Source organism: Acetobacter okinawensis JCM 25146, assembly GCF_000613865.1.
Taxonomy (GTDB): domain Bacteria; phylum Pseudomonadota; class Alphaproteobacteria; order Acetobacterales; family Acetobacteraceae; genus Acetobacter; species Acetobacter okinawensis.
Genome location: NZ_BAJU01000033.1, coordinates 14,485 through 27,439, shown reverse-complemented (window position 1 = coordinate 27,439; position 12,955 = coordinate 14,485). Strand labels below are relative to the sequence as shown.

At 53.8% G+C, this 12,955-nt stretch carries 12 protein-coding genes and 3 pseudogenes; 7 read left to right on the top strand and 8 right to left on the bottom strand.

The annotated features are described in order from the left end of the window. A pseudogene (locus JCM25146_RS11920) lies at window positions 1-593 on the top strand (ParB/RepB/Spo0J family partition protein); the annotation flags it as partial. A gap of 91 nt (window positions 594-684) precedes the next feature. Beyond that, window positions 685-867 carry a hypothetical protein gene (locus tag JCM25146_RS24020; protein ID WP_242401097.1) on the top strand — a complete coding sequence of 61 codons (183 nt, stop codon included), beginning with the start codon at window positions 685-687 and terminating at the stop codon, window positions 865-867. A 547-nt stretch (window positions 868-1,414) separates the two neighbouring features. Here JCM25146_RS24020 and JCM25146_RS11915 read toward each other — a convergent pair. The 4 genes from JCM25146_RS11915 to JCM25146_RS24990 all read right to left on the bottom strand — a co-directional run bounded on the left by JCM25146_RS11915 (window position 1,415) and on the right by JCM25146_RS24990 (window position 3,698). Beyond that, window positions 1,415-1,690 (bottom strand): hypothetical protein, encoded by a 276-nt coding sequence (locus tag JCM25146_RS11915; RefSeq protein ID WP_025828194.1) that lies wholly within the window; start codon window positions 1,688-1,690, stop codon window positions 1,415-1,417. A 126-nt stretch (window positions 1,691-1,816) separates the two neighbouring features. Further along, the gene (locus tag JCM25146_RS11910) at window positions 1,817-2,656 is read right to left on the bottom strand and encodes a hypothetical protein (protein WP_025828192.1); all 840 of its coding nucleotides are present in this window, start codon (window positions 2,654-2,656) and stop codon (window positions 1,817-1,819) included. Between the two features lie 469 nt (window positions 2,657-3,125). Beyond that, window positions 3,126-3,371, bottom strand: a complete 246-nt coding sequence (locus JCM25146_RS22515; RefSeq protein ID WP_025828190.1) for a hypothetical protein — start codon at window positions 3,369-3,371, stop codon at window positions 3,126-3,128. A 69-nt stretch (window positions 3,372-3,440) separates the two neighbouring features. Continuing rightward, window positions 3,441-3,698 carry a transposase gene (locus JCM25146_RS24990; RefSeq protein ID WP_199897743.1) on the bottom strand — a complete coding sequence of 86 codons (258 nt, stop codon included), beginning with the start codon at window positions 3,696-3,698 and terminating at the stop codon, window positions 3,441-3,443. 92 nt (window positions 3,699-3,790) lie between these two features. On the opposite strand from JCM25146_RS24990, the gene JCM25146_RS22965 reads away from it, so the two are divergent. Next, a complete protein-coding gene (locus JCM25146_RS22965) occupies window positions 3,791-4,117 on the top strand; it encodes a hypothetical protein (protein ID WP_025828188.1) in 327 nt (108 codons plus the stop codon). A 177-nt stretch (window positions 4,118-4,294) separates the two neighbouring features. Here JCM25146_RS22965 and JCM25146_RS22145 read toward each other — a convergent pair whose 3' ends face one another. Together JCM25146_RS22145 and JCM25146_RS22140 are read right to left on the bottom strand one after the other, a co-directional pair. After that, entirely contained in the window at window positions 4,295-5,746 is a 1,452-nt protein-coding gene (locus tag JCM25146_RS22145) for a ComEC/Rec2 family competence protein (RefSeq protein WP_148299076.1), read from the bottom strand. Window positions 5,747-5,803: 57 nt separating this feature from the next. Then, window positions 5,804-6,238: a hypothetical protein gene (locus JCM25146_RS22140; protein ID WP_148299075.1), complete on the bottom strand. Its 435-nt coding sequence runs from the start codon at window positions 6,236-6,238 to the stop codon at window positions 5,804-5,806. A 799-nt stretch (window positions 6,239-7,037) separates the two neighbouring features. Here JCM25146_RS22140 and JCM25146_RS21590 point away from each other — a divergent pair. The 3 genes and pseudogenes from JCM25146_RS21590 (at window position 7,038) to JCM25146_RS11870 (ending at window position 9,543) form a co-directional block, all read left to right on the top strand. After that, window positions 7,038-7,801: pseudogene (locus tag JCM25146_RS21590) on the top strand (IS5 family transposase). A 76-nt stretch (window positions 7,802-7,877) separates the two neighbouring features. Next, the gene (locus JCM25146_RS11875; protein WP_025828178.1) at window positions 7,878-8,741 is read left to right on the top strand and encodes a hypothetical protein; all 864 of its coding nucleotides are present in this window, start codon (window positions 7,878-7,880) and stop codon (window positions 8,739-8,741) included. A 1-nt stretch (window position 8,742) separates the two neighbouring features. Further along, a complete protein-coding gene (locus JCM25146_RS11870; protein ID WP_025828176.1) occupies window positions 8,743-9,543 on the top strand; it encodes a TIGR02391 family protein in 801 nt (266 codons plus the stop codon). A gap of 192 nt (window positions 9,544-9,735) precedes the next feature. Here the strand turns inward: JCM25146_RS11870 and JCM25146_RS19160 are convergent, their stop codons facing one another. Then, window positions 9,736-10,485 carry a tyrosine-type recombinase/integrase gene (locus JCM25146_RS19160; protein WP_369347428.1) on the bottom strand — a complete coding sequence of 250 codons (750 nt, stop codon included), beginning with the start codon at window positions 10,483-10,485 and terminating at the stop codon, window positions 9,736-9,738. A 5-nt stretch (window positions 10,486-10,490) separates the two neighbouring features. Then, a pseudogene (locus JCM25146_RS24985) lies at window positions 10,491-10,607 on the bottom strand (site-specific integrase); the annotation flags it as partial. A 340-nt stretch (window positions 10,608-10,947) separates the two neighbouring features. Here JCM25146_RS24985 and JCM25146_RS11860 point away from each other — a divergent pair. Further along, window positions 10,948-12,921, top strand: a complete 1,974-nt coding sequence (locus tag JCM25146_RS11860; protein ID WP_025828174.1) for a conjugal transfer protein TraG — start codon at window positions 10,948-10,950, stop codon at window positions 12,919-12,921. Window positions 12,922-12,955 lie beyond the last annotated feature (34 nt).

Genomic DNA, 12,955 nt, shown 5'->3' with positions numbered 1-12,955 from the left:
TCGAGGAACTGGCTCGCGACATCGAGCGCCGCGGGCTGCTCCAGAGCCTGAACGTCCGTCCCGTCCTTGATGGCGAAGGGGCCGAGACCAGCACTTACGAAGTCCCTGCTGGCGGAAGGCGCTTCCGTGCCCTCGAACTGCTGGTGAAGCAGAAGAAACTGGCGAAGACCGCCCCCGTGCCCTGCGTGGTGCGCGAAGCCGGATCGGCCATTCTTGCCGAGGATGACTCTCTGGCCGAGAATGTCCAGCGGCTGGCCCTGCACCCGCTGGATCAGTTCCGGGCTTTCCGCGATATGCTGGAAAAGGGCATGTCCGAAGATGAAATTGCCGCCGCGTTCTTTGTCGCACCCGCTGTTGTCAAACAGCGCCTGCGGCTGATGACCGTGTCCGACAAGCTGCTTGAGGTCTACGAGCAGGATGGCATGCGACTGGAACAGTTGATGGCCTTTTCCATCAGCGACGACCACGCGCGGCAGGAACAGGTCTGGGAGATCGTATTTCAGAACCATAACCGCGAACCCCATGTTATCCGCCGCATGCTGACGGAAAAGACCGTCCGGGCGTCGGATGCGCGCGCCCGCTTCGTTGGGCTACCGCGCATTCCTGTTTGCCTGATATCGCTCGCTGTTCCGCAGCGACACAGGCATCATCATCGCAAGCGCACTCGCTTTTGGCTTCGCCCATGTGATCTTCCTGAACTGGATCGCAATAGGCATGACCACCGTCGGCGGCCTGCTCTTCGCCCGCAACTACGCACGTTACCGGTCGCTGCGCCTGATTTGCCTGGAACATAGTCTCTATGGTTGCCTGATCTTCACCGTAGGCCTCGGCCGCTTCTTCTACACAGGCGCCGCTTGGTACCACTGAGAGCGCTAGTCTACCGGGCTGGAGCCGCCGTTCGCCTATCTTGACACCTGCAGACCAACGCCCCTGAATCCAACCCGGCACCACGTTAGCATTACGGAAGATGTCTACTTTCGGTGTCTCGCGCGGGCAGTTACGGCAAGGTCGGGTCGAAGGCCGGCACCATGGCGCACCGCCGGCTAAACGGCATCGGAAATGAGATACGTCTGCTTAGAGGAAAGATCGTGCCGAGCCCTGACGTCCAACAAGGAAGCGACTGCCGCCTGTCTGCTCCTGCATCACTGAGCGGACAGGCATATTAAGGGGGGTGAACCGACAGTCCGCTATCGGACAGGATATATGAGAAAGCAGCCATATTGGCGCCTGAGCAACTTCGACGACACCGATATCAACATCTGTTAAAAATTGCTCAATCAGCGTTATTACAAATAGATCTAGTACACTGAACTAGCCTGCTAGTTTGTATAATAGGTCGCCAGCACTGCAATGCCAGCGACCGGTTTTTTTATTTTTCCGGTAAAGTTCAAAAGCCTAAAGCTGCTTCTCTAAGCTAGCCAGAAAAAGATATTATTCCATCATTAAAGCTTCGGTCTTGTTGACTTTTATGATCACGTTTGGCTTTAGCCACCTTTTTTTTGGGAAGTGCCTTCTTGGTCATGATATTATCATTTCTGATGACTTCGCGGACATAGGCCACAGTGATGAGCATGCCCTCATCACGAAATACGCCAACAATCTGGTTAAACCCCATTCCTTCACCGTTTTCCCACATCTCGAAAATGCGGTTGGTGTTACCAGATCGATTCCATGCTCCAGGAATAGACATTACGAGGCTCCTCTGCCAAAACTTTAGGTCTGATGCATCGACGTTTCGATAAACTAAGACTAAGCTCATTGATTCAGAAAAAAATTTTCAATTTAGCCATATCTACTTTTCGATTTGACTTAGTAATCACCTTGATCCATTCAGGAGGCGTCGGATTACCCATTCTTCTGGGCTCTCCTCCTTAAATTCGACTCCAAGTTCACTTCTAAAAGCTTTACTAAGGACATCCATAGCCTCGTGGCAGATATGTACATCTGTGCTCCGACCCGCTCTACTTAAATCGAACGTCATATCACGAAACTCCATCCATTCCTTTTGTGGATTTTTGATATCATCGCAATTACCCAAGAAGTCACGGATGATTTCGTTAAGGCGGCGAGCATAATCCTCAGAGCCGACACCGTGCTTCATGACATCTATCTTTTTATCGGCCATATTCACAAAAATAGCCTTGAATAGACGCTCTTCATCGGTACGGGTGGGCATCTTTTCTGCTTCAGCGAGTAGCCTCACTTTTTCTTTAATAATGATTGGCTCTCTGATGGCAGCGTAGATTTCATCCATAATGGAACCCGCGCTTTCATCCTGTCTATCTTTGTCGCTTAGAACTCGGCTATCAGGGGTCTTGGCATGGTCATTGTGACCGCTAGCGGCCACTGACGCAGTTGGACGAATCTTTCGGATCAAAGTTAAGGCCTCCTCCGCTGGTATGTTCCAGAGAGCAACCAGGCGGTCGGTTTGATAGTTCTCACGCCGACCCTGCTCAATGGTGTCGATATCCTCGTCCAGCTGCGATGGGGGAAGATGCTTCGATGTGACGACCTTCAACTCGTTCCAGTCCGAGTATCCGATCATGACCGCATATGCTCGCTGGCAAGCGGTTAGTGGACGGTCTTCAACGACCGCCTTAATTTCCTTCGCCTTTTTGATGGCGAAGCTCATGAATTTAAGATTAAATCGTGACATAACGCTATTCCTGCGCCGTCATTAGTCCACTGGCATTCTTGACGAAAAACCTCGACTTGCCACTAGGAAGAGCGCGGACCATGGACGGCTTGAAGAAGCGTCGTCTCAGCTATGCGGATCGTACCCCGTGGGTTTGGCTTAAACGTGGCGCCAGTTCGGCTTCGATCACACCGTTTTTTCCGCATAGCATGGCACGAGGCTGATGGCAAGACCGGCCCACTCGAACAGTAACAATCTATGGCTTCGATCGGTCGATATGAGCTGTTTTCTTGGAAATTGAAATATTTTGAGCAAATATTTAGCCGACTGATAAGGCTAGAATGCCGAAATTCTATAATTCGTCAACGTCGGTTGATGTCATCTTTATGCTGCTATAAAAATCCAGTAGACTATGTGTGCGCAGAAGCATCGGGTTTGCTAAGGTCCTAGTGGAATATGATGGAGCAAGACCATGCAGCATATTGGTGATTTAATTATAAATGGCGAGCAAGCAACCCGTGTCCAGGTCACTGGCACCACTTATGTCCGCGCTGGGGGAAAACTGGTAGCGCATGGTCAGCTTGCAGGCGGGCTCATCGTGGAGGCAGGAGGTATCGCGGTCGTTCATGGACAAGTTTGCAGAGATATACAGAATAGCGGCCGCCTTGAGGTTTACGGACAGGTAGTAGGTCGGATTCTCGGTAAGCCGCCGGTCAACGAGATCGATCGAGATCAAGTTGTGGGGAACGATCTGCCCATGCCTTTTGCTGGGGAAACGATCTCATGGCGCTCAAGCTAGGGCCTGTTAGGTCTTGATCCAGTTTGCTGCCACGGCGATATGGATAACCGCGAAGAACGAGACCGCTGTTTTCTCGTATCGGGTTGTGAAAGCACGCCTCTCCTTAAGGGGATCCCAGAAATTCTCGACAAGATGCCGATAGGCCCATTTTGGGCAGGCGACCAGCCCATCACGTCGTTTCGCTGGAATGGGCGGTCGGGCTCCCATGTTCCATATGTGGTCACCAAAGGCATCCGCCGCATAGTCCTTGTCCGCACGACCCACAAGGGAATACTGGGAAGATCATCAAGTATGGCCGGTGCCAATGGTCATTAATGAGCCTAGCTTGATACCAGAGCAAAACCGATAGCCTTTCCATGTCCTTCTGCGATCATGCAGATTTTCGTGCCATGGCCGTGGCGAGAGCGACCACGCGCTTTACGATGGTCTCGCTCCTGGAAAGAAGCCATTTTTGGGGCTCTCGCCGCCTTGTGATGATCCTCGATATTCGTGCCATTCAGAAAAGTCGTGCCAAAAGCAAGCCCATGTTGTTCCTGAACCATCTGGAACAGGCATGTCCAAATGCCCAGCTTCGTCCAACGGATGGAACGCTGCGCGCCGCCACGGCTCTGGCTCCGCGGGGCTACTCTGCGATTTCGCGCCACTCTCATGCGCCAGAAAATTACCGACATCGTGTGCCGTAAATCATGCGGTGGTGTCTTGCTATGAGGGCGAACAGCTTCAATCAGTAATTTGCAGATTGCCCATGTTGTGTCTGCAAACGTACCTATTTTGTCTTCTTTTTCCTTCCAAAAAATGTAGGAAAAATTTCAAGTACTAACAGGCCCTACACTATGCGTCTTAAATACTGCACTCCTATATCATGTTTGGACCAATTTCATTGGTATCTTGCATTTCGGACAAATTGCCCGTGGTGAGGGAGGCTTATTCCATCCGACGATAATACCATTCAAATGCGGACTCGGGTTGGAAGCGGTCGCCCGTACATCGCCTCCTGCTAACACCGTTCCCGGCGTATTACCTGTCTTGACCCAATTACCATGATCCCAGCCAACTGTATTGTGACGAGTTACAGCCGATGTCGTTGGATGGGAAATCGAAGTTCTACCATTTTTATTTCCTGGGCCGAAAGAATAAGCTAGCCGGCAATAGTCTGGTTTATTTTTCATTTTAGGGGGAGCTGGTGCCGGCGTGGCTGACTTCATGTCGGCCCCATGATGCGGGACTACGAGGCCGGCGAGTGAGGAGTGGGGCATTGTGTGGATATAAGCATAGTCGGCATCGCCCGTTAGAAGCCATGCGCGGTCGAGCCGTTTTTGTGCAACCGTTAACACCAGACCTGATCCATTCTTGTCCTTGCCGGTCGCTCTTTGAAGGTACAACACACTGGTCGATCCGAGAGAGATTGAGAGTGGCGCTCGCGGTACGGTAGGGGTGGGGACCAATAGCAATCTACCTCCATGACTAAGGATATTAGCCCCCAGCGCGACTTGGTGCGGCCCGCTAAGTCTTTGCCGTGGTGCAATCCATGTTCTATGTAACGCTCGCGGATCAATTACAGCACCTGCCCAATGATCGGCATCCCAATGTGATAAAATGATTGGTGGATCGCCACACAAACAGAATGATAAAGGTTTTGGGGTGGTAGGAGCATTGCCTTTCACCCCGCACCCTAAGTCGAAATAGAAAAGAGGCTGACCATTACCATCCAACACTACATTTGCATTTCCCTGCCCGACATCACAGATACCAAGGGATTCTGGTCCAACACGCCCTTTAAAGACCTTTTGTATCTGGGCAGGCCTAGCATTGGGATGCGCGCTCATATTGAAGGTGGCCGCCAATGCTCTCGAATGCTTGCTTCGTCGCGGCGGCCAGATGAATTTTGCCGCTGCTGGTTTTGCGAATAGACCCGAATAGACTTGAATCTGTGCGTCTTTCTCGTCGGTAGGCTCTAAAAGCATTTCTAGCCAACTATAACCTAAGTCTAGTAGAAACCTAATCTCTTGTCCCCAAGCCGTAATTTCAACACCGTAAAATGGAAATCTATCATAATGCTTCCATAAAATACGCCGAAACTTAGGATCGTTCTGGTCGGCATTGGAACCTCGCCGACGCCGGCTAATGACACCGGCCCCAAGATCAAGCGGAAAAAGTCCGTCGCCTTCAAACCCTTCCCAGTCAGCATTTACCGCCTCATAAGAAAATAGAACAGTATCAGCTCCCCCTAAGGACTCTACATTATCAAGACGAGCATAAACTCGCCTTGGCACTTCTGAATGTCGTGTCTTCAGATTAAAATATGGGTTCATTTATTTTTCTACTCCCTACCTTTGAGCACACGGCTTTAAAGGCACTGAGCATTTCATTCAGTGATGAGGATGAAACACTGTATATTGCGCACGACAAATTTTTACGCCCTCACCATCATCCTTTCCATAGAAGCTTCCAATGAGAACTGAATCCCTTTTTTTGGTAACCATAGAAAATGAATAATGTAGCTTTTCTACCAAAAAGGGATTGCTCCCTATATACCCTTGGTCGACAATCGATGATGCCAAAGTGACTTCAACTTTGTTCTTGGGGTCGTAAAATGACAACACACGCTGTCTATCGTCTAAATCTCCCACTGGCGACACCTCCAAGTATTCACGACACATTTCGGTCTCCATTGCTTTAGGATCAAAATGCATTTCAGCAGCCAATAATTTACTGGCAGCATTTGATAGATCACCAGCGTGCGCGCTCGTCTCCGTAGTGCAAAGGAACGATACAAGAATGCAAAATTTTAAAAGACGACCCATAAGCCTCAACTCCCAAGCGACACGTAACCGGTATATTACAAGGTTGACGAAAATATCCACGGATAACGAGGACTGTTGCAGACTGTCCGCTTTTCGGAAGCTTGAACGGCTCCGCTTATGACCGACATGGAGGCGTCTGCTGCCTGTCCGCTTCACGTTCCATGAGCGGACAGGCAGATCAGGGGGGGAACAGAAAGTCGGGTTTCAAATTATACTATGAGAAAGCAGACATCCGTTCGACGAAAGCGTCGGTAAGTTTTGAGACTTAATCGACAGAATTGCAATTATATTTGGGAGAATTCTTGTTGACGCAACCGATTGTCCGCAAAGTAGTTGTTGTATTGATGGACGATTATTGTAGTGATAACCTCGTTCTCTGGTGCTATTAAGAGCCCAGAAGACCGAGAGAGGTGATAGTAATTTGGATTCCACTCCGCGCACCGCTCTAACCTACCGGAAAATTAATGGGAAAACGGTAGTATCCTTCGAAAGTCACAACTATGCTCATGCTTCCATGGCGGGACTGGCAGCAAGAACTGGGGCAACCGCTACGCTTGATTAGCTTCGACTTTCACACCGATACGAACGATGCCTTCCAGCACTACGCCTATTATTTTAGAGACAAATCCCCGTTCGGAAACCGGCCATTCTAGCTTGATGATCAAGCTTCCCGGTTGGCTCAATTATCCCCTTCCAATACTTTTTCGGTGGAAAAGGCCGTTCTAGGCTAAGGACCTATTAATTTATTGAACTGGACGAACGGTTGTGATTCACAGGCTTACCGATGGAAGGTGGGCCTATGAGTGATGTGTTTATGCTATCTGAGAGCCAGATGGAGCGGATTGAGCCGTTTTTTCCTCTGGCGCACGGAGTGCCACGCGCGGATGACCGGCGTGTTCTGAGCGGGATTGTTTATGTGATCCGTAACGGCCTTCAGTGGAAAGACGCTCCGAAAGCGTATGGTCCGCACAAGACTTTATACAACCGCTTTATCTGGTGGAGCCGCCTCGGTGTTTTTGACAGGATATTTGTCGCCCTGACAGAACAGGCTGGCCGTTCGAAGGGCCTGATGATTGATGCAACACACCTTAAGGCACACCGGACATCGGCGTCCCTGCTCAAAAAGGGGCTTTTCCCCGCCATATTGGACGCACAAAAGGCGGTCTGAACTCAAAGCTTCATGCCGTGTGCGATGATCAGGGCTGACCTGTCCGCCTGCATCTGACTGCTGGACAGGTCAGTGACCTCAGAGGTGCAGACGTGCTTCTGGCAGACCTCCCCGATGAGACAGAGGAAGTCATCGGTGATCGAGGATACGACAGCAATAAGATCAGACAGTCTCTCGCATGCCGGAATATCACCGCCTGTATGCCACCAAAGAAGAACAGGAAATCAAAGCCACCTTACAATTGGCATCTGTATAAAAAGCGCCATCTGATCGAAAACATGTTCGCAAAGCTGAAAGACTGGCGACGGGTGGCAACACGATACGACCGCTGTGCTCATACATTCATGTCCGCAATCCAAATCGCAGCAAGCTTCATCTTCTATCTTAAAGAATGAGTCCTGAGCCTAGTCTAAACCGACCACATGAAGTAGAATTACGCGACAGATTAGCAACCACGTGTTAAAATAAACCATGCTTACCTTCCCGAATGAATGGAGGTTCGAGGCTCCCGGTGATCCTCTCCCCTCTATAGTCATCAATCAATTCGATGACCTTATCTCGAGGGTCGCGTCTCAGGGCGACCGCTGGAGCGTAATTGAATTCTTTAAGGCGCGTTTTGCCGGGGCGGCAGGGCTTCCCAGCTATACGAGCTCTTCCTTGAGCTGGGCTGAGGGTGATCTCGCGAATCTCATGCAGGGTGCGGCCGAGAACGCACCACTCTTTATCGATGCCTTCTGCAAGGCATGTGTCGAACTTAGGGAGCAAGAGCCCAACTGGGGTTTCCCGACAATGGTACAGCTAAACCGCATTTTATCGGAGGCAGAGACCGGTTACGCGATCCAGCCGCCTAATCTTGTCTTTACCGGCATGCAGGTACCGATCATCAAGCCGGAGCGGCAGCCGTCCCTCGATGAGCAAGCGCAACAACTCATCCAGCGATCGCTTGATCAGTCGGAACAACTTCTCAGGGAGGGACGCGGCCGACAAGCGGTCTCGGAAATCCTTTGGCTCTTGGAAACCGTATCAACCGCTTTCCGCGGGCTGGATGCAGGATCAGGAACCATTGAGGAGAAATATTTTAACAGGATCGCAGGTGAACTCCGACGCCAGCATCGAGGACAAATTCTCGAACAGGTTTTGGGATGGATGACGACGCTGCACGGTTTCCTTTCCTCACCCACCGGCGGTGGAGTCCGTCACGGGTCCGACATCACCAACGCGGCCGAAATGCCGCGCGGAGATGCCGAACTCTACTGTAACCTTATCCGCAGCTACCTCGGATACCTGATGGCGGAGCACGACCGCATCAGCCGGGCACAGTTCCCGCTTCAGTAGCATGGCGACATTCTCTCAAAGCCAAATGGAGGCCATCGCCGCCGCGCTCGGCGACACTGACGACGGGCTAACCGGCATCGAGATCGGCCATCTTCTTAGCGTCGCGAAGATGGCCGATACTTCTCCGCAGCTGACGAAGCGCCATCGCCTACACAATGCCTTCGCCCATAGCCAGAACGAGCGGGGGGACCGGATCGGAGTGATTGCGTTTATCCGGAAGGCTTTGAAGCCCGAGCTATACCTTCGAGAGCCTCAGCGTTACGAGCCGCTTCGCATGAAGGTGAACACCGCTCTCGCCTTTGCCGGTCTCAAAGTGAACGCGGAAGGCATTCTCGGTGCGACCGATACGGCGACCACCATCCCCGACGCAGAGCGGCGAGCACGCGAGATGCGCGAGGATCTCGTCCGACGAGGTGTGCATCCTGACGTGCTGTCCTTCTGCCGTTCTGAGCTACTTGTCGACGACTACTTCCACGCGGTCCTCGAGGCCACGAAGAGCGTGGCCGACAAAATCCGCTCGCGTACTGGCCTGATAGACGACGGCTCTGCATTGGTTGACCGCGCGCTTAGCGGCGACCCTCCGATGCTGGCGATCAACTCTCTTCAGAATGAGAACGAGAAGAGCGAGCAGCGTGGCTTCGCAAACCTGGTGCGGGGGCTGTTCGGCATGTTCCGGAACCCGGCAGCGCATGCGCCGCGCGTTTACTGGGCTATGGAGCGCGAGGACGCCGAGGACCTCCTGTCTATGGTGTCGCTGGTTCATCGACGCTTGGACAAGGCCACCATGCCGCGCAGGACATAGGCTTCCGACCTAAACGCGCTCGAGAAAGGTCGTCCTGCCTATGTCTGCTTTATAGAAAGCTATTCATAAGCGTGCATGTCCGACATGGAGGCGGATGCTGACTTCAGCCGCGACGGGGCAAAGTGTTTATTTCCCTTATAGATTCGGCAACGAACCATTCATTACCCGTAAGCTGCACTAAGTCGATATCTGTCATTTTCCGCCTCCCAAAAGAGCTGCGGAGATCTTCTCGGACACAAGATTGGTTGAGAGCCTCACGTTCTCCCGCTTCAGGTGAGCGTAACGAGCTGTCGTCTTGATATCGCTATGTCCCAGCATACGACCGATCATCGTCAGGTCAGCCCCCATTTCCAGTGCGTCAGAAGCAAAGGAATGGCGCAGATCGTGTATCCTGACGTCCTCCAGACCGGCGGCTTTCCGAATGCGGCGCCAAGGCTTTTGCAGGTCAGTCAGATAACCACCTTTTTTCCGTCCGGCAATGACATAGGGGGTGTCCTCTAACCGGGGGACGGATTTGATTACGTTGATGGCCGCTTGTCCGATCTGGACGATTTTGGCTCCCGTTTTACTGTCAGGCAGCCTCAATTCGGATTGGTCAAAGAAAATATGGCTCCATTGCAAAGTCTGGATTTCACGTAGCCGGCAACCTGTCAGGACGAGCAGCCGGATCGCCCAGACGGCTTCCGGCATATCCTTTGTTTCATCGAGTGTGGCACCGAGGCGCGCATATTCTTCTTGGGTCAGATAGCGCTCGCGCTTCTCTTCCTTGTAGCGCTGAACGCCGCGGCACGGGTTGAGCCCATCGGTCCGAATACCCCAGAGGTCTGCCAGACTGAACATTTTGGACAGTACGCCGAGCGTGCGATTGGCTGATAAGGGATCTGTCGCATATCCGCGTGAAATTCGGAGACGTCTGCCCTCGATATATCTGCCATCCGCCATGTCCCGAATTTCGGAACGATGAACAGATCCACAGCTCTCTTATACTCGCTTTGGGTCGTTGGTTTGAGGTGGACATCCACATATTCGCCTAGGAAACGGTTGCTGAATTCCCTGCCGGTCATCGCTTTGCGTTCTTCTACGCGAGCATCTAACGGATTTTCGCCGCTATGAACCCGTGCAAGAATTTTGATGGCCTCTTCACGCGCGAGATCGGCAGTCCATGACGGAGAGCGCACGCGCATCTGTTGGGAAAGCCATCTTGTCCGTGCACAGTGGATGACGAAAATCGGTTACCGGAAGATTCTCGAGCAGGCCGTGATCGACGCCCGCGCAACCCGGCACTGACCGTCCTTTTTCTACGCCATGGTATCCGGCGGTACGATCGCGACTCATTATATATTGCCTGCCACTTGGTCGCCCCTTCTCTGATCGGTTTCATTCCCCAAGTCGATTGGAGCCCCGATGTCCGGAAGCCGTGTCCTGTGGGGGCAGGTCGCCCTCGTTCTGTTGATCGTCTTCGTCGCCATCTGGAGTGCCACGGAATGGACGGCCTGGCGTCTCGGCTTTCAGCCCCAGCTTGGCGCTCCCTGGTTCACGGTGGCGGGCTGGCCGTTCTACGATCCACCGGCCTTCTTCTGGTGGTGGTACTTCTACGATGCCTACGCCCCGTCGATTTTCGTGACGGACGGATATATCGCCTCGTCCGGTGGAATTATCGGCAGCGTCGTTGCCATCGCCCTATCCATCCTTCGGGCACGGGAGGCCCGCAACGTCGCCACGTATGGTTCGGCCCGCTGGGCGGATGCTGTCGAGGTGAAGGAAGCCGGGCTGCTCGATCCCGATGGCGTGGTGCTGGGCCGGTGGGATCAGGACTATCTGCGGCATAACGGCCCCGAGCATGTCCTGTGTTTTGCGCCGACCCGTTCTGGCAAAGGCGTCGGGCTCGTCGTGCCGACGCTGCTTACCTGGCCGGGTTCGGCCATCGTCCATGACATCAAGGGCGAGAACTGGGGATTGACCGCCGGATTTCGTGCCCGGCACGGGCGTGTGCTGCTGTTCGATCCGACCGATCCGGCATCCTCGCCCTACAACCCTCTGCTGGAAGTCCGGCGTGGTGACAGGGAGGTGCGTGACGTCCAGAACATCGCCGATATCCTCGTCGACCCCGAAGGTGCTTTGGACCGGCGCAACCATTGGGAGAAGACCTCGCATTCCCTGCTGGTCGGCGCGATCCTGCATGTCCTCTATGCGGAACCGGACAAGACGCTGGCCGGTGTCGCTAACTTCCTCTCCGATCCGAAGCGGCCGGTGGAGGCGACGCTGCGCGCCATGATGTCCACGCCGCACCTCGGCAAGGCGGGCGTACATCCCGTCATCGCCTCATCGGCGCGCGAACTGCTCAACAAAAGCGACAACGAGCGGTCAGGTGTATTGTCCACCGCCATGTCGTTCCTGGGCCTCTATCGCGACCCCGTGGTGGCAAAGGTGACGGCACGATGCGACTGGCGCATCGCGGATATCGTGTCCGGCAGTCAGCCCGCCAGTCTCTACCTTGTCGTGCCGCCGTCCGATATCGCTCGCACCAAGCCGCTGATCCGCCTGATCCTGAACCAGATCGGCCGACGGCTGACGGAGGATCTGCACGTCTCCGCCCATCGGCACCGGTTGCTGCTGATGCTCGATGAGTTTCCCGCCCTCGGCCGGCTGGATTTCTTCGAGAGTGCGCTGGCCTTCATGGCGGGCTACGGGATCAAATCCTTCCTGATCGCGCAGAGTCTGAACCAGATCGAAAAAGCCTACGGCGCGAACAACAGCATTCTCGACAACTGTCATGCCCGTGTTGCCTTCGCCACCAACGACGAGCGCACCGCCCGGCGGGTGTCGGATGCGCTCGGCACCGCGACTGAGATGCGTGATTCCACCAATTATGCTGGCCACCGCCTGTCACCCTGGCTCGGGCATCTCATGGTGTCACAGCAGGAAACGGCACGGCCGCTGCTCACGCCCGGAGAGGTAATGCAGCTTCCACCGACCGATGAACTGCTGCTGGTCGCGGGTGTCGCTCCCGTCCGCGCGAAGAAGGCGCGCTATTACGAGGACGCGCGGTTCATGGAGCGTGTCCTGTCGCCCCCGGCCACCGAAACGAAACGCCCGTTGGCACTCCCGCCCGACGACTGGTCGGTGCTGGAGACAGGGGCTCCATCAGGAGGGCCGGCTCCAGATGGCAGTGTGGGCGCTGATGGTGATCCTGCAAATGCCGGCATCCGCCGCGAACCGGAATTGCCGGAGCATGAGGACGTCGTACCGCCCGAGCGTCCGGGTATGCAGGAGTTCGATGTGCTCGACGACGAGCCGGATGTCTGCTACGGCAGCGCCGATTGTATCTGCTGCCACAGAGTCATTTCAAATCAGCGCAGCCTTTGGCGAACGCTTTAACCACTTTTGGTATCCAAAGTGGGTGGCAAATCTC